A 20930-nucleotide genomic window follows, 5' to 3' on the forward strand; every position below is an offset into this window, starting at 1 on the left:
TGTGTCCGACGCTGGTTCTCGGCCCGGGCTCCATCAATCAGGCCCATCAGCCTGACGAGTATCTGGAGACGCGCTTTATCAAGCCGACCCGGGAGCTGATTAGCCAGGTGGTTCATCACTTCTGCTGGCACTAAAATCGCCCTCTTTTTCCGCCCCGTTCTCCCGGGGCGGAACGGTGACGATCGTCACATTTCCATAAGCGATACTTATCCAGCGCTCCCTGAATTAAATTTCGCAAATTACGGCGATTTACTCGTTTGCTGAAGCGATTTCGCAGTAATTGACGTGGGGGTATTTACGTGGCTTTATAAAAGACGGGTTGCTTATCCGTTGCTCACGTTCCAGCGCAGCGGATATAACAAAATAAAATGAGATGGGGTGTCTGGGGTAACATGAACGAACAATATTCCGCATTGCGTAGTAATGTCAGTATGCTCGGCAAGGTGCTGGGCGATACCATCAAGGATGCATTGGGAGAAAATATTCTTGATCGTGTCGAAACTATCCGTAAGTTGTCCAAATCTTCACGCGCCGGCAACGAAGCTAACCGCCAGGAGCTGCTGACCACGCTGCAGAATTTGTCAAACGACGAACTGCTGCCGGTGGCCCGTGCCTTCAGCCAGTTTCTGAATCTGGCCAACACCGCTGAGCAGTACCACAGCATTTCGGCCAATGGCGAAGCGGCCAGCAATCCGGAAGTCATTGCGCGTACCCTGAGAAAGCTCAAAGACCAACCCAATCTCAACGAAGAGACCATCAAACAAGCGGTGGAATCGCTGTCTCTGGAGCTGGTGTTAACCGCCCACCCGACCGAGATCACCCGCCGGACGCTGATCCATAAAATGGTGGAAGTGAACAACTGCCTTAAGCAGTTGGACAACAAAGATATCGCTGACTACGAGCACCATCAGCTAATGCGCCGTCTGCGCCAGCTGATCGCCCAGTCGTGGCATACCGATGAAATTCGTAAGCACCGCCCTTCCCCGGTCGATGAAGCCAAATGGGGCTTCGCGGTGGTGGAAAACAGCCTGTGGGAAGGGGTGCCTAACTATCTGCGCGAGCTGAACGAACAGCTGGAAGCCAACCTTGGCTATCAGCTGCCGGTGGACTTCGTCCCGGTGCGTTTCACCTCGTGGATGGGCGGCGACCGCGACGGCAACCCGAACGTGACTGCCGACATCACCCGCCACGTGCTGCTGCTCAGCCGCTGGAAAGCGACCGACCTGTTCCTCAAAGACGTGCAGGTGCTGATCTCCGAGCTGTCGATGGTGGAGTGTACCGACGAGCTGCGCGCCCTGGCTGGCGCCGAGGGCGCTCAGGAACCTTACCGTTATCTGATGAAAAAACTGCGCTCTCAACTGATGGAGACCCAGGCCTGGCTGGAAGCGCGTCTGAAAGGTCAGAAGCTGCCGAAACCGGCGGGACTGATCACTCAGAACGAGCAGCTATGGGAGCCGCTGTACGCCTGCTATAAATCGCTGCAGGCCTGCGGCATGGGCATTATCGCCAACGGCGAGCTGCTCGACACCCTGCGCCGCGTGAAGTCTTTCGGCGTACCGCTGGTGCGTATTGATATTCGTCAGGAAAGCACCCGCCATACCGAAGCGCTGGGTGAAATGACCCGTTACCTCGGGATCGGCGACTACGAAAGCTGGTCGGAAGCCGACAAACAGGCTTTCCTGATCCGCGAACTGAATTCCAAACGTCCGCTGCTGCCGCGCCAGTGGGAGCCAAGCGAAGAGACGCGTGAAGTTCTCGACACCTGCAAGGTGATCGCCGAGGCGCCGCGCGGATCGATCGCCGCCTACGTGATCTCGATGGCGAAAACGCCGTCCGATGTGCTGGCGGTTCATCTCCTGCTGAAAGAAGCCGGGATTGGCTTTGCTCTGCCGGTGGCCCCGCTGTTCGAAACGCTGGATGACCTCAACAACGCCAACGACGTCATGACCCAGCTGCTGAATATCGACTGGTACCGCGGCTTTATCCAGGGCAAGCAGATGGTCATGATCGGCTACTCTGACTCCGCTAAAGATGCCGGCGTGATGGCCGCCTCTTGGGCGCAGTACCAGGCGCAGGACGCGCTGATCAAAACCTGCGAAAAAGCCGGGATTGAACTGACGCTGTTCCACGGTCGCGGCGGCTCTATCGGCCGCGGCGGCGCGCCGGCCCACGCCGCGCTGCTCTCGCAGCCGCCGGGAAGCCTGAAAGGCGGCCTGCGCGTTACCGAGCAGGGCGAGATGATCCGCTTTAAGTACGGCCTGCCGGAAGTCACCATCAGCAGCCTGTCGCTGTATACCAGCGCCATTCTGGAAGCCAACCTGCTGCCGCCGCCGGAGCCGAAAGCAGAATGGCGCGACATCATGGCCGAGCTGTCCGACGTGTCGTGCAAGATGTATCGCGGCTACGTGCGTGAAAACAAAGATTTCGTCCCTTACTTCCGCTCTGCGACCCCGGAGCAGGAGCTGGGCAAACTGCCGCTGGGTTCGCGTCCGGCAAAACGTCGTCCAACCGGCGGCGTCGAATCGCTGCGCGCCATTCCGTGGATCTTCGCCTGGACCCAGAACCGCCTGATGCTGCCGGCCTGGCTGGGCGCTGGCGCTGCGCTGCAGAAGGTGGTCGAAGGTGGAAAACAGAGTGAACTGGAAGCCATGTGTCGCGACTGGCCGTTCTTCTCTACCCGCCTCGGCATGCTGGAGATGGTTTACTCGAAGGCCGACCTGTGGCTGGCGGAGTACTACGATCAGCGCCTGGTGAAGCCGGAGCTGTGGGCGCTGGGTTCCGAGCTGCGCAAGCTGCTGGCTGCCGATATCAACGTCGTGCTGGCCATCGCCAACGACTCCCATCTGATGGCCGACCTGCCGTGGATCGCCGAGTCTATCCAGCTGCGTAATATCTATACCGACCCGCTGAACGTCCTGCAGGCGGAACTGCTGCACCGTTCACGCCAGGCTGAAGAAGAGGGCAAGGACCCGGATCCGCGCGTTGAACAAGCGCTGATGGTCACCATCGCCGGCGTCGCCGCCGGTATGCGTAACACCGGTTAATCTATCTCTCCCCGGCCGCCCGGCCGGGGGTTTTCCGCCCGTTCTAGTGGTGCAGCATCTCATCAACGATCTGTTCTTTATGCAGCGCATACGGATAATAGGTCGGCCAGTTATCCATCTCTTTCAGCAACGCCTCCTGTGATTCATTGCCCATGAAAATATGGAAATGCTGTGATTTACGCGGGCCAATGATATGGTCGCTGAATTGCACAAATTTCGGCGCTTTGGCATCGCCCTGCTGGCACTCGAACAGATAACGCACGCCCTTCTTACCGGAGGCGTAATGCAGAATTTTATAGCCTGAATAGCGGTATTTGCAGCTATTGACGGTCTGGCCAACGTGGAACTCAATCACGTCATCTTCAATGCCAATCTGCTCCACATCGGTGGCGTAGCCCTTCTTATAATAGGCGCGATACTCCTCCACGCTCTTGCCGCCGGGCTTTTTCGCCTTCTGCTCCAGCACCGGATCGAGATCGCCGTTGAGCAGATACGGGTTCACCGACTGCCAGACGCCCTCCCAGTCGCTCAGCGCGCGGTCCTGCACATCTTTATCCGCAAAAATGCCTTCGCTGGCCTGACGCTCCACTTCGGTTAACGCCGGGCCATGGCTATGGTTGCCGTGGGCGAACGCCTGGGCGCTGGCTAAAGCCATGCCGAATCCTAAGGCCAGCAGGGGGATCTTTCTGGTCATTACTCTCTCCTGAGTTTGCTATCAATGGCGACAAATTGTTACGATATAACATATCTTATCCGGGAGGCAAGAGCGACAGGCAAGCGCTTTTACCGCTGGAATAATGTCCGGTATGATGAAAAGGGTGATGCGCTGAACGGAAGAATGATGGACAACGATATCAATCAGCTTATTGATGCATTGCTAAAAAAGCAGACCAGCCTCGGCCGGGTTTATTTCGCCGGCGAGACGCGCTCGCCTGCTGCACCAGCGGTGCAGGTGGATTTTCCCCGTCTGAATATCCTCCTCGATGGGCAGTTGCCCGACCAGGCCCTCGGCGATAACGCCCCGCTCCTTGAGGCCCATGACGTGCTCTATATCCCTGGCGATAGCTGGAACTGCCCGCAGTGGCAAGCGCCCTGCCTGCTGTTAAGCATCCTGTTCGCTAAGCAGCAGCTGGAGTGCTCGCTGCAGCACTGGAATGGCAAGGCGATAACTGTTGTCGACAAGCGGCAGGCGCTGCGCCGCGGGCCGCGCGTCGGATCATTTCTGCTGCAGGCGCTCAATGAACTCCGGATGCAACCGCAGGAGCAGCAAACCGCCCGCAGCATCGTCGTCAGCCTGCTCAGCCACTGCCATGATCTTCTCGGCAGCCAGGCGCAAACCTCCTCGCGCAGCCAGGCGTTGTTCGAAGCGATCCGCCAATATATGGACATCCATTATGCGGAACCGCTGAGCCGGGAATCGGTGGCCCAGGCGTTCTACCTCTCTCCCAACTATCTTTCCCATCTGTTCCAGAAATGTGGGCCAATGGGCTTCAATGAATATCTAAACCATATTCGTCTCGAACAGGCCCGTATGCTGCTGAAGGGCCACGATATGAAAGTGAAAGACATCGCCCACGCCTGCGGCTTCGCCGACAGCAACTACTTCTGCCGCCTGTTCCGCAAAACTACGGAACGCTCGCCGTCTGAATACCGCCGCCAGTACCATAGCCAGCTGACGGAAAAAGCATCCCCGGTAAAAAACTAGATTTTTGTGTGTTAAACCTGACTTTTGTGCGCGCTATAGTAACCTCCCATCCCAGCCAGCGCCGATAAATGTGATCTAAATCATCCTTAATCACGATGCGTACATTTATCCAGTTTTTGGCAAATTTGTCATCTGGCGATCCTTCGAACGAAAGCCGTATGCTTACCTCAACGACAGCACCGAATTAAGCATTGAGGAAAACACAATGGAACTCTATCTGGATACCGCCAACGTCGCCGAAGTGGAACGCCTGGCCCGCATCTTCCCGCTGGCCGGGGTAACCACCAACCCGAGCATTATCGCCGCCGGTAAAGTCCCGGTCTGGGATGTGCTGCCGCGCCTGCAAAAAGCCGTCGGTCCGGAGGGCACCCTCTTCGCGCAGACCATGAGCCGCGACGCGCAGGGCATGGTGGAAGAGGCCAAACGTCTGAGCAATGCCGTGCCGGGCATTGTGGTCAAAATCCCGGTCACCGCCGAAGGGCTCGCCGCTATCAAACTGCTGAAGAAAGAAGGCATCCCGACCCTTGGCACCGCCGTCTACAGCGCTTCGCAAGGCCTGCTGGCCGCGCTGGCCGGCGCAAAGTACGTCGCGCCTTACGTTAACCGCGTCGACGCCCAGGGCGGGGACGGCATCCGCATGGTGCAGGAGCTGCAATCCCTGCTGGAAATGCATGCGCCCGAGAGCAAAGTTCTGGCGGCAAGCTTCAAAACGCCACGCCAGGCGCTGGATTGTCTGCTGGCTGGCTGCGAAGCAATCACCCTTCCACTAGATGTAGCGCAACAAATGCTCGGCACCCCTGCGGTAGAGTCAGCCATAGAGAAGTTTGAACAAGACTGGAATAACGCCTTTGGCACGCTGAATCTGTAACCGGATCCGCGAGCCGCCTGCGGGCGGCGTCACGGTCATCGAGGAGGAATCGAAATGGATCGCATTATTCAATCACCAGGCAAATATATCCAGGGCGCAGGCGCCATCAAGCGCCTCGGCGACTATCTGAAACCGCTGGCCGAGCGCTGGCTGGTGGTCGGTGATAAGTTCGTCCTGGGGTTTGCGGAAGAGATGCTGCGTAAAAGCCTGGCCGACGCTGGCCTGGCGGCCGAAATCGCGCCGTTTGGCGGTGAGTGTTCGCATAATGAAATCAACCGCCTACGCGATATCGCCGGCAACGCGAAGTGCACCGCCGTGCTGGGGATCGGCGGTGGCAAAACCCTGGATACCGCGAAAGCGCTGGCCCACTTTATGAATGTGCCGGTGGCGATCGCCCCCACCATCGCCTCCACCGATGCGCCGTGCAGCGCGCTGTCGGTGATATACACCGACGAAGGGGAATTCGACAGCTACCTGATGCTGCCGCGCAACCCCAACATGGTCATTGTCGATACGCAGATCGTTGCCGGCGCGCCGGCCCGCCTGCTGGCCGCCGGGATTGGCGATGCGCTGGCTACCTGGTTCGAAGCCCGCGCCTGCTCCCGTAGCGGCGCCACCACCATGGCGGGCGGGAAGTGCACCCAGGCGGCGCTGGCGCTGGCCGAGCTATGCTACAACACCTTACTCGAAGAGGGTGAAAAAGCGATGCTGGCCGCCGAACAGCACGTGGTCACCCCGGCGCTGGAGCGGGTGGTGGAAGCCAACACCTATCTGAGCGGCGTGGGTTTCGAAAGCGGTGGTCTCGCGGCGGCGCACGCGATTCATAACGGCATGACGGCCATCCCTGACGCCCATCACTATTATCACGGGGAAAAAGTGGCGTTCGGAACCCTGACGCAGCTGGTGCTGGAAAATGCGCCGGTGGACGAAATAGAGACCGTCGCCGCGCTGTGCCACAGCGTTGGGCTGCCGATCACCCTGGCGCAGCTGGATATCAAAGGTGATATCCCGACCAAAATGCGTCTGGTGGCGGAAGCCGCCTGCGCTGAAGGCGAAACCATTCACAATATGCCGGGCGGCGTTGATTCCGACCAGGTCTACGCCGCGCTGCTGGTGGCCGACCAGTATGGTCAGCGCTTCCTGCAGGAATGGGAATAAACCAGAGCAAAACACCCGGCGACAGCCGGGTGTTTTTTATGCATCTCTGCAGGCCGGAGCAGGCTATGCCCCTCGTCTCTTGATACTGATCATCGCCAACGCCAGTACTATCAACGCAATGCCACAACCTTCCACCTTTCCTGGATTTTCATGTAGTAGCCACCAGGAAAATAGCACGCCACAGACCGGTACGGCCAGCGTACTCAGACCGGCTATACTTGCCGGTAAATTACGCAGTACAAAAAGCCACAGACTCCAGGCCAGCGCCGTTGCAAGGATTGCGCTGTAAGCCAGGGCCCAGAAAACGTCGGGCTGCCAGTCTACCGCTCGTTGCGGGACGAGCCAGGCCACTACGCTCATTACTACGGCGGCATATAGCATCTGCCATGTCGTTAGTGCCAGCAAATCAACCTGCGGATACCGGGTATACATACGCTTCGCGACGATCGCACCTGCCCCCCAGCTCACGCCGGAGAGGATCGCCAGCAAGGCGCTTTTCAGGGAAGTAAAGTCGAGTTGCCAAGGCTGAAGTACGAGTATCAGGCCCACGCATGCCACCCCGATGGCGATATACTGCCATCGCCGCATGCGCTCACCTAAGAATAACGCGGCCATCACCACAACCCAGAATGGCATGGTATAACTCAGGATCGCCACTTTACCGGCGCCACCGCTCATTAGCGCCCACTGTGCCAGACCGACCATGCCACAGGTTTGCAATAACGCGATCGCCAGGGTGTAGCCGAAAGGCGTCGGCTTGAGCGCTTTACCGCGGATCAACATCACTATCCATAGCACCACGGCGCCAAAAATACAGCGCAGCGCCGTGAAGTCAAAAGCGCCGATATAGCTCGTCACTTGCTTCATCGCGATCCAGCTAAAGCTCCAGATCAGCGTTAATAACGCCAAACCGCCAAACGCCAGTGGATCGCTCTTCCTTGCCATTGCATAACCCATCCCTGTCAATTATCAGGCTGGCACTATACGCGCTTTATCTTCTGCTCTCCCCTGACCTGTATCAGCGTTTTGGGCAAAAAAAAGCGATGGCGAATACCGGCTTCGCCATCGCACTAAACGTTAATGAAAACTCAGGCCGGGCGTACGCCCAGCGTATGGCAGATAGCGTAGCTCATCTCGGCGCGGTTCAGGGTGTAGAAGTGGAAATCCTTGACCCCTTCCCGGCTTAAGATCTTCACCATGTCCATGGCGATATTCGCCCCCACCAGTTGACGGGTTTCGGCGTCGTTATCCAGCCCTTCGAACATTTTTGACATCCACACCGGGATACGGACGTTGGTCATATCCGCAAACTTTTTCGCCTGTTTAAAGTTGGAGACCGGCAGGATACCGGGAATGATTTCCACGTCGATGCCTGCCGAGACGCAGCGATCGCGAAAACGCAGGTAGCTTTCCACATCGAAGAAGAACTGGGTGATCGCGCGGTTGGCCCCTGCTTCTACTTTGCGCTTCAGGTTCAGTAAATCCGCCTGCGCGCTTTTCGCCTCCGGATGCACTTCCGGATACGCGGCGACAGAGATATCAAAATCGCCTACCTCTTTCAGCAACGTCACCAGATCGGCGGCGTACATATCCGGTTTACCGCTGCCCGGCGGCAGGTCGCCGCGCAGGGCGACGATATGGCGGATACCGTTGTTCCAGTAATCCTGAGCGATAGTGCGCAACTCATCGCGGCTGGCATCGATACAGGTCAGGTGCGGCGCTGCTTCCAGACCGGTTCGCTCTTTAATGCCTTTGATGATGCTGTGGGTGCGATCGCGCTCGCCAGAGTTCGCGCCATAGGTTACCGAAACAAACTTCGGTTTCAGACTGCTCAGGCGATCGATGGATTTCCACAGGGTTTGCTCCATTTCACTGGTGCGCGGCGGAAAGAATTCAAAAGACACATTAATCTGGCCCTGGACTTCCGCCAGGCTCTGATTCAGGGCTTCCCGCTGATTGGCGTGAAAAAAGCTCATACCTTACCTCATCAATCGCATGTAATGGCTGTTATATTGCGAACTTCTATACGTTTAGACGTCCAGATGTAAAAATGACGGAAAAGCGCGCGGGCGTCAATAGAAAAATCTGCGTAAAGAGTGAGGAATAGGTCACCTACTTGAAAAAAGTTCATCTTCCGATCACCTGACCACGCAAAGGAAGCGGCTCGGTGGGCAATATAAGGTGGCTCGCGAGTCAGCCTGAGACTAGCCAGTCGCCAGAATGCCATCCAGCAGAGAAAGCCATTGCTGCACGGACTCTGCCTGGTGAGGCGGATAAATCACCCCAAGGCTTAACGGCATCGCGTCGCCCTCAGCCACCGGGCAGAACGCCACCCCCTGACGCTGAATCGCGGAAAAGGACGCCGGCAGCAGGATCATGCCTTCCCCGCGCGCAATACGCGCCAGCAGCACATCATGCTCGGCCGGTTCTTCCACATACGTCGGGGCATAGCCAGCCCGGTCGAAAATGCGGCGCGTGTAGTCAAAGAAACCAGGATTACGCTCGCGTTTAAACCAGAACAGCGGCCGATGATTGAGCGCGCTTAACGTCAGCCCTGGCCTGGCGGCTTCCGGCCAGGAGGCCGGTAATGCCGCAATGAGCGGCTCATGATACGGCAATGGGTGCAGGTGCAGCCCTTCAGTATTGAGCGGCAACGCGACCAGCGCCGCATCGAGTTTGCCTTTGCGTACCTGCTGAGCCAGCGCCGGTGAGGCGTGGCGGGTGATATGCAACGCGCGGGTATGTTCGCTCAGCGCAGCCTCAACGGCGGCGAAAATGCCCTGTTCGAAGGCCGTCGTCACGCCCAGACGTAGAGCCTGCGGCGAGTGGGCCGCGAGCTCACTCAATGCCGCCAGCGTGCGTTCCTGGAGCGCCAGCAGAGGCTGAATCATCTCCAGCACCTCTCTACCCGCGTCGGTCAGGATCAGGCCTTTGCTATGGCGCTGAAACAGAGTCACCCCCAGCTGCGCTTCCAGATGGCGGATATGGCGGGTCAGCGGCGGCTGCGAGATAAATAACCGCTGCGCCGCCCGGCTGATGTTATTTTCCTCCGCTACCACGGCAAAGGCGCGCAGCAGGCGAATATCCAGAGAATGTAATCTTGAAGTTGTCATACTGAAAAGGTATCACGAAAAGGGTATTACTCAAGTCCGGCACACTTCCCTACCCTTCCTCTTAACGCACCATCACAGAGAGGAAAAAACGATGTCCAGCGAACGTTATATCATCGGTCAGGAAATGCTTCAGCGGGTGGATGGTAAGGGCGGGGAAGCCGTCGTCGACAGCCTGCGGGATATCGCCCCCGATTTCGCCCGCTATCTGATTGAGTTCCCCTTCGGCGATATTTACGCCAGGCCAGGGCTCGATTTACGCAGCCGGGAAATCGCCACCATCGCCGCGCTCACGGCGTTGGGTAACGCCGAGCCACAGCTGAAAGTACACATTGCCGCAGGATTAAACGTCGGCCTGACGCAAGAGGAGATTACGGAAGCGATCATGCAGATGGCAGTCTATGCCGGATTCCCGGCGGCCCTCAACGGCCTGTTTGCCGCCAGGGCGGTATTTGCGGCCCACTGATCGCTTAAGGCCGGGCTGACTGCCCGGCCTTAAAAACTTATTTCTTCACATCGACAACGCGCTGCCCGTTAAGCTGCTCATCCGTTATCTTTTGCCCGGCTTTGAAATAGTCTACGACCGCATTTGAAACGTAATAGCCGCCGGAGGTATTACGCGCCTGCCCCTCGGTAAACGCGACAAAACCATCGCCGCCATCTGCAAGGAAGCTGTTGGTGGCAATATGGTAAACCGTCGTATCGTCAATCGGTTTACCGTTTAGCCTGAATAACACAACGCGCTGGCCCACAGGTTTGCTGCTGTCATACTTCATTTCCAGTCCCCGGGAGACCTGCAGCACGCCGTTGCTCAACCCGGCGCCATGCTCCATCAGGCTACGCAACTGCTTCCCGGTTAGATCCATGGTGACCAGCTCGTTGGGAAACGGGAAGGTGCTGATAACGGCGCCCATGCTCACCGCCCCGGCGGGGATCTCATTCCGGATCCCGCCCGAGTTGGTTAACGCCATCTGCGTACTCCTACCTGCTGCCAACAGCAAGGCGTCAGCGGCAAGATTGCCCAACGGCGAAGAGATGCCATACGCACGGGTCAGTTCAACGGGCGATTGTGTAATGACCTGCTGCACCAGTTGATCAAGTTGCTTATTCCAGCCGTCGATGACCTGTTTTGTCTGCGGATCAGGCTTCCACTCATCGGCATAAAGCGTCTTCAGCTCAAAGTGCTTCACCGTGAATTGGTGCGGTTTCTCCTGATAATCCAGCACCAGTTTACCCACATCGATGCCGCCGCTATCGGTAGAAAGAATCAACGTATTACCCACTTTAATGGGCTCCGGTGTGCCAACGTGAGCATGGCCGGTAATTAAAACGTCCAGACCTTTCACCTGACCCGCAGTCTGAATATCTTTATCCAGCGCACGACGCACATCGGTTCCCCCCTGGCTCGACTGACGCGCCGGGACGCCTTCATGGATCAGGGCCACGGTCAGATCCACTTTACCGTTAAGTTCATCGATATAATGCTGTAGCCATTTCACCTCATCACGCGCTTCGATACCCACTCGCGTCGCGGCAGAAACGGTGTCATTAAAAGCAAACACGCCGTGCAGGCCAATCACGCCAATTTTCACGCCATCTTTTTCGATAATGGTATAGGGCTTATCCCAGAACGATTTATCGCTGTTCTGATAAAAAATATTGCCCTGAACAATCGGGAATGTCGCCTGGCTAAGCTGAAGCAACGTATTATCCCAGCCGTGATCGAACTCATGATTACCGATAGTCACCGCATCGTAGGACATCGTATTCATAATATCGATTATCGCTTTGCCCTTCGTCAGGCTACTGATGTAAGGCCCGGTAAAATAATCTCCGGCATCAAAAAACCAGGTCGCGTTATTTTTCGCTTTTTCCTGTTTCACCATCGTCGTGATATTCGCCCAACCACCAATATCTCGTTTACCATCCGCTATCCATGGCACTTTATAAGGTTCGACATGGGCATGAAGATCGTTGGTATAAATGATGGTGACATCTTTGGCGCAGGCCCAGAAAGGCAAGGTTAACAGAAGTGCTGCGCTCATTGTTTTTAGTTTCATCGGAGTTCCTTTCAGAGTGATAAAGAACCGCTAAGTTACGTTCTGAAAGACTTTTTTATGTGAGAGCATTCACAGTTGTATGCAACCTGAGCAGGACAAAATTAACGACCTGTAAAAATCGTTGGTATTGACCTGCCAGTGGATACTCTCTTTACCATTAACGCCTGTAAAACCTTTGGCTGCCGCAATTTAGGTTTACCGTCTGCGGCTGAGTATCATTTCCCGAATTTTCGGCTGGGCTACCCGGCGCTCTACTGCGCAGCCTGCGGCAGCTATCCCCCCCTGTTTAACGAACGGGAATTCCGCCCCTGGCTGGCGGCTTATCTGACGGATCATGCCCGCCGCTACGGCTATTTTTGCCCGGTATGCTATCAGCGGGATACTATTCGCTACGGCCGCAATCCGCAGGGTACGCAACGCCTTCAGTGCCGCCACTGTAAAAAGGTCTGGACGCCAAAATTCCCACACATCGCCCCAATTGAAGCCCCACGACGTATTTGCAGCGTACCGTTGATAGCGCCATTCCAGGGTAATGCCGCCGGGCAAAAGCTCTATTTTTTATTAAGCTTTGATGCCGGGCGCGGTAATGTTATTCATCTTACCTCTAATTTCACTCCTTTCGCGGTAGGCGAATCATTACGCTATCACTGGCGCGGCGGACAAGCCGACAGGGAGGAGACTGACGATATTATTCAACGTATTTCTCTCACTGAAATGCGCTTTTTACAACGCAGTCAGTTCGATGAAATCCAGTACGGCAGCGCAATGCAAAAGCGCCATGCCCGCGGCAATATATTGCGCCCGGTTATCGCCGCGCACGGTCATTTCAAACTGCTCAGCCAGCGGTTTCCAGAGGTGAAAACGCACGTTATTGCGCATGAATGCTTTTTACGCGGCGCGGCGATCGTTGCCTGGGCGCCGCTTTTTCGTCAGCGGCAAGGCGATCTATGGTATGTGGAAGAAGAGATAAGGAACCCAGCCAGCCCGGCTCCGTGGCAGCTACAGGGGAAAACCCATCATGGCTGGTGGCAAAATTCATGGCAGCGTTGGACGCAGGAAGAGAATCAGAAAATGGTCTGCCGGCTTGCCGGCACTGCAGAAGAGAACGCCTTTCTACCAGACCTTGCGGCCAGCCGACGGTTTACAATATGGCTGGAAAACAGACCCGCGTTTGCGCAGAGCGCCCTGTATTCCGCAGGGCGCGTAACGCAAATAGTGGCCTCACTGGTTCAAGAGTATAACGCGACGCTTACAGCAGCTGCGCCAGGCGGTTAATATCCGACTGGATTGCCCCGGCGGTCACATCGCGCCCGGCGCCGGGCCCGCGGATCACCAGCGGGTTATCGCGATACCAGCGGCTTTCGATGGCAAACACGTTATCGCACGGCAGCAGCGCCGCCAGCGGGTGCTCTTCGCGTACCGCTTCCACACCGACGCGTGCTTTGCCGTTGGCATCAAAGCGCGCCACGTAGCGGAGCACCAGCCCCATCTCGCGGGCCGCTTCCAGACGCTGCAGCATCTGCTCGTTCAGCTCTTCGCCATTCTCAAAGAAGTGATCGACCGACCCCTCTTCACAGTGCGCCGGTACCAGTGATTCCACACGCACCTGATCCGGTTCGATGTCATAGCCCGCTTCCCGCGCGAGGATCACCAGCTTACGCATCACATCCTTACCGGACAGATCGACGCGCGGATCCGGCTCGGTCAGCCCCTGCTGCCACGCCTGATCCACCAGGTCGGTGAACGGCACGGTGCCATCAAACTGCAGGAACAGCCAGGAGAGCGTTCCCGAGAAGATACCGCTCAGGCCGAGAATAGTATCGCCGCTGTCGATCAGGTCGCGCACCGTATGGTTCACCGGCAAGCCGGCGCCCACGGTGGCGTTATATAGCCAGTGGCGCCCCGTCTTCTCAAACGCGTCGTGGATCTGACGATATTTATCACTGCTGCTGGCGCCCGCCAGCTTGTTGGCGCTAATGACGTGGAAGCCATGGCTGGCGAAATCAAGATACTGGTCGGCCAGCTGTTCGCTGGCGGTGACGTCCAGCACCACTAAATCATCATACGGGTGCGCGCGCATCCACAGGAACAGCGACTCTTCATCCTGCTCCACCGCTTCATCGTTGAAGAAAGCCAGCGCCCGGCTGGCATCCAGCCCGTCGTAATTCAGCAGGCTGCGTTTACTGTCGACTACGCCGGCGAGAATAAACTCGAAACCGGTACGCGCCGAGAGCGTAGTTTGTTCACGGGCGAAAAGCTCCAGCCAGCGGGAACCAATGTTCCCTTTGCCGAACAGCATCAGGCCAATACGCTTTTCGGCGCGAAACAAGGACTGATGCAGCCCCTGGATCAGGCTTTCCGTCGGCCCGGCGCGTAGCACCGCCACCAGGCTGATCCCCTCTTCAGACTGCCAGGTGAACTCCACCGGCTGCCCTTTGAGCTGCTGCCAGAAACGGTGGCAGTGCAGCGGGTTACGGGTGACTCCCGCGCCCACCATCGCCACCAGCGCCAGCTTCTGACGCAGACGCAGCTCGCCCGGCAGACCGGCTTCATCGAGCAATTTCAGCGCGCTGTCGGCCACCTCGGAGGTATAGCAGAACTGCAGCAGCTTACGGTCGGCATGGACGCCAACGGCTAACGGGCGCAGCTGGGCGCGTTTGAGCAGAGCGTCCAGCTCTTTATGCGCCAGTTTGAAATCGTGACCGGCCGGCACCTGGAACTCCACCAGGCAGACGTCGTCATGGCTGGTGACAATCCGTGCGCCGGTACCGGAGGCCAGCACGCGCTCAATGCGCGTGGAACCCTGTTCCGGCGTGTAGCTGCAGCGTAACTGCAGATCGATATCACTGGCGGAAACCGGCTGTAGCGTGCGGGCATGGAGCACCGGCGCGGCCAGGCGCGCCAGCTCGCTGGCTTCGTCCAGACGCAGCAGCGGCAGCAGGCAGGCGTCTTTCACCTTGCGCGGATCCGCGCTGTACACCCCGGCAACGTCGCTCCAGATAGTGACCCGGGAGGCGCCCGCCAGCGCGCCGATCTGGGTGGCAGAGTAGTCAGACCCGTTACGGCCCAGCAGGACGGTTTCGCCGGCCTGGTTGCGGGAGATAAAGCCGGTCACCACCAGACGTTTGTTAGGATGCTGCGCCATCAGCTGCTGCAGCAGTGGGTAAGATAATCCCTCATCCACCTGCGGCTGCGCGGCGCGTTCCGCGCGCAGGAACGCGCGCGCGTCCAGCCAGGCGGCTTCCATACCCAGCTGGTTGAGAACCGCCGCCATCAGGCGCGCGGACCACACTTCCCCATGGCCGACCACTTCCGCATAGACCGCTTCGGAAACCCCGCCGTCCAGCAGACCAGCCAGACGCTCAAGGTCGTGGATAAAGGCGGCTATCAACGTATCCGCCGCCGCAGGCTCCAGCAGACCGCCAATCAGCTCGGTGTGATAGCGGCGAAGCGACTGCTGAACCTGATGCGCAGCAAGGCGATCGCTCTGGCTAAGCTTAAGCCAGCTGATCAGCTGGTTGGTGGTGCTGCCAGCGGCGGAGACGACCATCATATCCCCCGCCTGCGAATACTCCTTCATGATCCCCGCGACGCGCAGGTAACATTTCGCATCCGCTAAACTACTCCCACCAAATTTGTGCAGCTGACGACCCTTCGCCCCTGCCTGCGCAATCACACTCATCTTTATTCCTCGTTTGCTGCCCGGAAGCCATTTTCCAGGTCGGCAATTAAATCTTCACCATCTTCAATACCGGTCGATATACGCAGGAGCGTTTCTGAAATTCCGGCGGCGGCACGCGCTTCAGGCGCCATGCCGGCATGCGTCATCGTTGCCGCATGGGAAATCAGGCTTTCAACGCCCCCCAGCGATTCCGCCAGTGTAAACAGCGACAGCCCGCTCAGAAAACGGCGCAGCGTCTGCTCGTCACCGTCAAGCTCGAAGCTTAACATTGCGCCAAAACCTTTTTGCTGACGCGCCGCAATTTCATGCCCCTGGTTTTCCGGCAGCGATGGATGATACAGCTTTTTCACCAGCGGCTGGGTTTTCAGATACTCAACGATCGCCAGGGCATTTCGCTGCGCCACTTCCATCCGTGGAGACAGCGTCCGCAGCCCGCGCAACAGCAGATAGCTGTCGAAGGCGCTGCCGGTGACGCCAATATTATTCGCCCACCATGCCAGTTCGGTGACAGTTGCCGGATCTTTGGCAATCACCACCCCGGCCACCACATCGGAGTGACCATTGAGGTATTTGGTACAGGAATGCAGCACCAGATCGGCGCCCAGCGCCAGCGGGTTTTGCAACGCCGGGCTCAGGAAGGTGTTGTCCACCACGCTAATTGCCCCGGCCTCACGCGCCAGACCACAGATTTTCGCAATATCCACCACCCGCAGCAATGGATTACTTGGGCTTTCCACCAACACCAGCTTCGGTTTTTCCGCCAGCGCCGCCCGCAGCGCCTGCTCATCGCTTTGATCGACAAACTGGACGCGATAGCAGCCGCGCTTCGCCAGGCTGTCGAACAGACGGTAGCTGCCGCCGTAGCAGTCGTGCGGCGCCACCAGCAGATCGCCAGGTTTAAGGAACACCGTCGTCACCAGCAGGATCGCCGACATTCCGGTATTGGTCAGCACCGCGCCGGCGCCGCCCTCCAGCTCCGCTAAGGCGCGCTGCACCACATCGCGCGTCGGATTGCCACGACGGGAGTAGTCGTGGGCGCGCGGTTCATTAAAGCCGGTGAAGTTATAGGTACTGGAGAGGTGAATCGGCGGGACAACGCAACCGTACTGCTCGTCGTCATTTAAACCGCTACGCACTGCGATGGTGGCCTGTTTACGCGTCATGTTGGGAAGTTCCTGGGCTGAATCGGTGAAAAGTCAGGCTCCAGAGTAATCATTGTCACAATAGACGTCAATACATCTGGACATCTAAACTTCTTTGCGTATAGATTGAGCAAAGTGCAAATAGCCGTTAAAATTATATGCATTAGCGCACGTCGTCGGCGGCTTATCTCATGTCAGAAAGCCCGCGCATACGGTAAACTACGCGCAATTATAGCCCGGGCGGAATATTCTGGCCCTTCACTAATAAACAGAGGATTAAGGTATCTCATGGCTGAATGGAGCGGCGAATATATCAGCCCATACGCTGAGCACGGTAAGAAGAGTGAACAAGTAAAGAAAATTACGGTTTCCATTCCTCTGAAGGTGTTAAAAATCCTCACCGATGAACGCACGCGTCGTCAGGTGAATAACCTGCGTCACGCGACCAACAGCGAGCTGCTGTGCGAAGCGTTTCTGCATGCCTTTACCGGACAACCGTTGCCTAACGATGAAGACCTGCGTAAAGAGCGCAGCGATGAGATCCCGGAAGCGGCGAAAGCGATTATGCGTGAACTGGGAATCGACCCGGATACGTGGGAATACTGAGACGATAAAAAGGGCGGAATAATCTTCCGCCCTTTTTTCTTTCCCGCCCAGGCAGGCGGAAGAGACAAAAAAGCCGCCCTGAGGCGGCTTCTTCTGGCAACTTACTTGCTGCCCGGGATGCTGAAGCGCTTGTTGAAGCGGTCAACACGGCCACCGGTAGCAACATCACGCTGTTTGCCGGTGAAGAACGGGTGGCATTTGCCGCACACGTCGAGGTTCAGGTCGTGACCAACGGTGGAGCGGATTTTCATGACATTACCGCAAGAACAGGTAGCAGTAATTTCGTCGTAATTTGGGTGAATACCTTTTTTCATGGGAGAACCTCAGTTAAGGCCGCGTCGCTCTTCCAGCCCTAACGCCAGACACCACGCGATATTAGTAATTTCCCGTCGCCTTCTACGCTGCTGACAGCGTGAAGCACGCGGTAATGGTCAATCTTCAATGCCATATAAAGCGCATCAAAGGCGGCGAATCATACAGAATTTGACCAGCATATGCAAACTGATCCGCGCCGCCTTATCGTAATGTGTATACTATCCCGCCAGATTTCAAGTCAGGAAGATGACATGTCCGTCGCCCACGTTGCCCTACCCGTTCCGCTACCGCGCACTTTTGACTACCTGCTGCCTGAAGGCATGGCGGTCAAAGCGGGCTGTCGGGTGCGGGTGCCGTTCGGCAAACAGGAGCGGATCGGCATTGTCGCGGCGGTGAGCGAGCGCAGCGAACTGCCGCTGGATGAGCTAAAACCGGTCGCCGAAGCGCTGGACGACGAGCCGGTCTTCTCCACGACTGTCTGGCGACTGCTGATGTGGGCGGCTGAGTATTACCATCACCCGATCGGCGATGTGCTGTTCCATGCATTACCCGTTATGCTGCGCCAGGGCAAACCCGCCAGCGCCACGCCGCTGTGGTACTGGTTCGCCACCGAGCAGGGGCAGGTTGTCGACCTTAACGGTCTGAAACGCTCCCGGAAGCAGCAGCAGGCGCTGGCGGCGCTGCGCCAGGGCAAAATCTGGCGTCATCAGGTTGGCGAACTGGAATTCAATGAAGCGGCGCTGCAGGCGCTGCGCGGTAAAGGGCTGGCGGAGCTGGCCTGCGAAGCGCCCGCCCTCACCGACTGGCGCAGCGAGTATTCGGTTGCCGGCGAACGCCTGCGCCTGAATACCGAGCAGGCCACCGCCGTCGGGGCGATCCACAGCGCCGCCGATCGTTTCTCCGCTTGGCTGCTGGCGGGTATTACCGGCTCCGGGAAAACGGAAGTCTATTTGAGCGTGCTGGAGAATGTGCTGGCGCAGGGGCGCCAGGCGCTGGTGATGGTGCCGGAGATCGGCCTGACGCCGCAAACCATCGCCCGATTTCGCCAGCGCTTTAACGCGCCGGTGGAAGTGCTGCACTCCGGGCTCAATGACAGCGAACGTCTCTCGGCCTGGCTGAAGGCGAAAAATGGCGAAGCGGCCATTGTGATCGGCACCCGCTCCTCGCTGTTTACCCCATTTAAAGATCTCGGCGTCATCGTCATCGACGAAGAGCATGACAGCTCCTACAAGCAGCAGGAAGGCTGGCGCTACCATGCCCGCGACCTGGCGGTATGGCGCGCCCACAGCGAGCAGATCCCGATAATTCTCGGCTCGGCGACGCCGGCGCTGGAGACTCTGCATAACGTCCGCCAGGGTAAATACCGCCAGTTAACCTTAAGCAAACGCGCGGGCAATGCGCGCCCGGCCCAGCAGCACGTGCTCGATCTCAAAGGGCAACCGCTGCAGGCGGGCCTGTCTCCCGCGCTGATTAGCCGTATGCGCCAGCACCTGCAAGCGGATAACCAGGTGATCCTGTTTCTTAACCGCCGCGGCTTTGCGCCAGCGCTGCTGTGCCACGATTGCGGCTGGATAGCGGAATGCCCGCGCTGCGACAGTTACTATACGTTGCACCAGGCGCAGCACCATCTGCGCTGCCACCATTGCGACAGCCAGCGCCCGATCCCGCGCCAGTGTCCTTCCTGCGGCTCCACGCATCTGGTGCCGGTAGGGATCGGCACCGAGCAGCTGGAGCAGGCCCTGGCGCCGCTGTTCCCTGAGGTGCCTATCTCGCGTATCGACCGCGATACCACCAGCCGCAAAGGAGCGCTGGAGGAGCATCTCGCCGCCGTCCATCGCGGCGGGGCGCGTATTCTGATTGGCACCCAAATGCTGGCCAAAGGGCACCACTTCCCGGACGTCACCCTCGTCTCCCTGCTGGATGTCGACGGGGCGCTGTTTTCCGCTGATTTCCGCTCCGCAGAGCGTTTCGCTCAGCTTTATACCCAGGTCTCCGGACGAGCGGGCCGGGCAGGAAAACAGGGCGAGGTCATTCTTCAAACCCACCATCCGGAACACCCTCTTTTGCAGACCCTGCTGTATAAAGGCTACGACGCCTTTGCCGAACAGGCGCTGGCAGAGCGGCGGACGATGCAGCTGCCGCCGTGGACCAGCCATGTGCTGATTCGTGCGGAAGACCATAACAACCAGCAGGCGCCGCTGTTTTTGCAACAGCTGCGCAATCTGCTGCAGGCCAGCCCGCTGGCCGACGAAAAGCTATGGGTGCTCGGTCCGGTTCCGGCGCTGGCGCCAAAGCGCGGCGGCCGCTGGCGCTGGCAAATATTGCTGCAGCATCCTTCGCGGGTGCGTCTGCAACATATCGTTAGCGGTACGCTGGCGCTGATCAATACGCTTCCGGAGGCGAGAAAAGTGAAGTGGGTGCTGGATGTCGATCCGATTGAAGGATAAGCCTTCTCTTGCGAGCCGGATCGAAAAATTTAACAAGCATCACGTTTTTCATGAAAATTCTGTAACTCACTGCCGCGACTATCTGATAAAAATGATGCAGCAGTTAGCGCCCAAGGGAAATGCCAGCGCCATTCAGCGAGGAGAAACCAGGTGAAGCCCAAAAAACAAGTGGTTGCCGCCACCATGAAAGACGTCGCCCTCAAGGCAAACGTTTCCACGGCAACCGTGTCCCGAGCGTTGATGAACCCTGATAAGGTGTCGCAAGCCACCCGTAACCGGGTCGAGCAGGCGGCGCTGGAAGTCGGCTATTTACCGCAGTCGCTCGGACGCAATATGAAGCGCAACGAATCGCGAACGATCCTCGTGATCGTCCCGGATATCTGCGATCCCTTCTTTAGTGAAGTGATCCGCGGTATTGAAGTCACTGCCGCCGAGCACGGCTATCTGGTGTTAATCGGCGATTGCGCCCACCAGAATCAGAAAGAAAAAACCTTTATCGACCTTATCATCACCAAGCAGATCGACGGCATGGTGCTGCTCAGCTCGCGCCTGCCGTTTGACGCCAGCGTGGAAGAGCAGCGCAATTTGCCGCCAATGGTCATGTCGAATGAGTTTGCGCCGGAGCTGGAGCTGCCCACCGTCCATATCGATAATCTGACGGCGGCCTTTAACGCGGTAAATTATCTCCACGAGCTGGGACATCAGCGTATCGGCTGTATCGCCGGCCCGGAAGATATGCCGTTGTGCCATTATCGCCTGCAGGGTTATGTGCAGGCGATAATGGCACAACGGC

Annotated in this window: 17 protein-coding genes and 1 pseudogene; 10 read left to right on the plus strand and 8 right to left on the minus strand. The window is 57.8% G+C overall.

Annotated features, from left to right (window positions below; genetic code table 11):
* Both KHQ28_RS21225 and ppc read left to right on the plus strand, forming a co-directional pair.
* Window positions 1–134: pseudogene (locus KHQ28_RS21225) on the plus strand (acetylornithine deacetylase); the annotation flags it as partial.
* A gap of 258 nt (window positions 135–392) precedes the next feature.
* Entirely contained in the window at window positions 393–3044 is a 2652-nt protein-coding gene (gene ppc, locus KHQ28_RS21230; protein WP_004181636.1) for a phosphoenolpyruvate carboxylase, read from the plus strand.
* A gap of 43 nt (window positions 3045–3087) precedes the next feature.
* Here ppc and zinT read toward each other — a convergent pair whose 3' ends face one another.
* Window positions 3088–3738: a metal-binding protein ZinT gene (gene zinT, locus KHQ28_RS21235; RefSeq protein ID WP_004177973.1), complete on the minus strand. Its 651-nt coding sequence runs from the start codon at window positions 3736–3738 to the stop codon at window positions 3088–3090.
* A gap of 24 nt (window positions 3739–3762) precedes the next feature.
* Here zinT and KHQ28_RS21240 point away from each other — a divergent pair, with 24 nt between their 5' ends.
* The 3 genes from KHQ28_RS21240 (at window position 3763) to KHQ28_RS21250 (ending at window position 6775) form a co-directional block, all read left to right on the plus strand.
* Window positions 3763–4749, plus strand: a complete 987-nt coding sequence (locus tag KHQ28_RS21240) for an AraC family transcriptional regulator (protein ID WP_072198300.1) — start codon at window positions 3763–3765, stop codon at window positions 4747–4749.
* A gap of 205 nt (window positions 4750–4954) precedes the next feature.
* The gene (fsa, locus tag KHQ28_RS21245; RefSeq protein ID WP_004146275.1) at window positions 4955–5617 is read left to right on the plus strand and encodes a fructose-6-phosphate aldolase; all 663 of its coding nucleotides are present in this window, start codon (window positions 4955–4957) and stop codon (window positions 5615–5617) included.
* 54 nt (window positions 5618–5671) lie between these two features.
* Window positions 5672–6775, plus strand: coding sequence for a glycerol dehydrogenase (locus KHQ28_RS21250; RefSeq protein ID WP_004146274.1), 1104 nt, complete (start codon window positions 5672–5674; stop codon window positions 6773–6775).
* Window positions 6776–6838: 63 nt separating this feature from the next.
* On the opposite strand, the gene KHQ28_RS21255 is transcribed toward KHQ28_RS21250, so the two are convergent.
* The 3 genes from KHQ28_RS21255 to KHQ28_RS21265 form a co-directional block, all read right to left on the minus strand.
* A complete protein-coding gene (locus KHQ28_RS21255; protein WP_004177983.1) occupies window positions 6839–7720 on the minus strand; it encodes a DMT family transporter in 882 nt (293 codons plus the stop codon).
* A gap of 143 nt (window positions 7721–7863) precedes the next feature.
* On the minus strand, window positions 7864–8751 hold the full coding sequence (metF, locus tag KHQ28_RS21260; protein WP_002882952.1) for a methylenetetrahydrofolate reductase: 888 nt from the start codon (window positions 8749–8751) through the stop codon (window positions 7864–7866).
* A gap of 228 nt (window positions 8752–8979) precedes the next feature.
* On the minus strand, window positions 8980–9888 hold the full coding sequence (locus tag KHQ28_RS21265; RefSeq protein ID WP_004187294.1) for a LysR family transcriptional regulator: 909 nt from the start codon (window positions 9886–9888) through the stop codon (window positions 8980–8982).
* Between the two features lie 91 nt (window positions 9889–9979).
* Between KHQ28_RS21265 and KHQ28_RS21270 the strand changes: the two genes are divergently transcribed.
* Window positions 9980–10351: a carboxymuconolactone decarboxylase family protein gene (locus tag KHQ28_RS21270; RefSeq protein ID WP_002882947.1), complete on the plus strand. Its 372-nt coding sequence runs from the start codon at window positions 9980–9982 to the stop codon at window positions 10349–10351.
* 37 nt (window positions 10352–10388) lie between these two features.
* Here KHQ28_RS21270 and KHQ28_RS21275 read toward each other — a convergent pair whose 3' ends face one another.
* On the minus strand, window positions 10389–11945 hold the full coding sequence (locus KHQ28_RS21275) for a bifunctional UDP-sugar hydrolase/5'-nucleotidase (RefSeq protein WP_004177990.1): 1557 nt from the start codon (window positions 11943–11945) through the stop codon (window positions 10389–10391).
* 138 nt (window positions 11946–12083) lie between these two features.
* Here KHQ28_RS21275 and KHQ28_RS21280 point away from each other — a divergent pair, with 138 nt between their 5' ends.
* The gene (locus tag KHQ28_RS21280) at window positions 12084–13220 is read left to right on the plus strand and encodes a hypothetical protein (RefSeq protein ID WP_032418229.1); all 1137 of its coding nucleotides are present in this window, start codon (window positions 12084–12086) and stop codon (window positions 13218–13220) included.
* Here the strand turns inward: KHQ28_RS21280 and KHQ28_RS21285 are convergent.
* Both KHQ28_RS21285 and metB read right to left on the minus strand, forming a co-directional pair.
* Entirely contained in the window at window positions 13195–15627 is a 2433-nt protein-coding gene (locus tag KHQ28_RS21285; RefSeq protein WP_002882944.1) for a bifunctional aspartate kinase/homoserine dehydrogenase II, read from the minus strand. The genes KHQ28_RS21280 and KHQ28_RS21285 overlap by 26 nt on opposite strands.
* A gap of 2 nt (window positions 15628–15629) precedes the next feature.
* Window positions 15630–16790 carry a cystathionine gamma-synthase gene (gene metB, locus KHQ28_RS21290; RefSeq protein ID WP_004150388.1) on the minus strand — a complete coding sequence of 387 codons (1161 nt, stop codon included), beginning with the start codon at window positions 16788–16790 and terminating at the stop codon, window positions 15630–15632.
* A 267-nt stretch (window positions 16791–17057) separates the two neighbouring features.
* On the opposite strand from metB, the gene metJ reads away from it, so the two are divergent.
* On the plus strand, window positions 17058–17375 hold the full coding sequence (gene metJ / locus KHQ28_RS21295; protein ID WP_002882924.1) for a met regulon transcriptional regulator MetJ: 318 nt from the start codon (window positions 17058–17060) through the stop codon (window positions 17373–17375).
* Window positions 17376–17476: 101 nt separating this feature from the next.
* Here the strand turns inward: metJ and rpmE are convergent, their stop codons facing one another.
* Window positions 17477–17689 (minus strand): 50S ribosomal protein L31, encoded by a 213-nt coding sequence (rpmE, locus tag KHQ28_RS21300; RefSeq protein ID WP_002882922.1) that lies wholly within the window; start codon window positions 17687–17689, stop codon window positions 17477–17479.
* Between the two features lie 252 nt (window positions 17690–17941).
* On the opposite strand from rpmE, the gene priA reads away from it, so the two are divergent.
* Both priA and cytR read left to right on the plus strand, forming a co-directional pair.
* Entirely contained in the window at window positions 17942–20137 is a 2196-nt protein-coding gene (priA, locus tag KHQ28_RS21305; RefSeq protein WP_032418230.1) for a primosomal protein N', read from the plus strand.
* Between the two features lie 150 nt (window positions 20138–20287).
* The coding region (gene cytR, locus KHQ28_RS21310; RefSeq protein ID WP_211777675.1) for a DNA-binding transcriptional regulator CytR at window positions 20288–20930 on the plus strand (643 nt) is incomplete at its 3' end.

It is taken from the genome of Klebsiella sp. 28, from assembly GCF_018223905.1.
GTDB lineage: Bacteria > Pseudomonadota > Gammaproteobacteria > Enterobacterales > Enterobacteriaceae > Klebsiella > Klebsiella pneumoniae.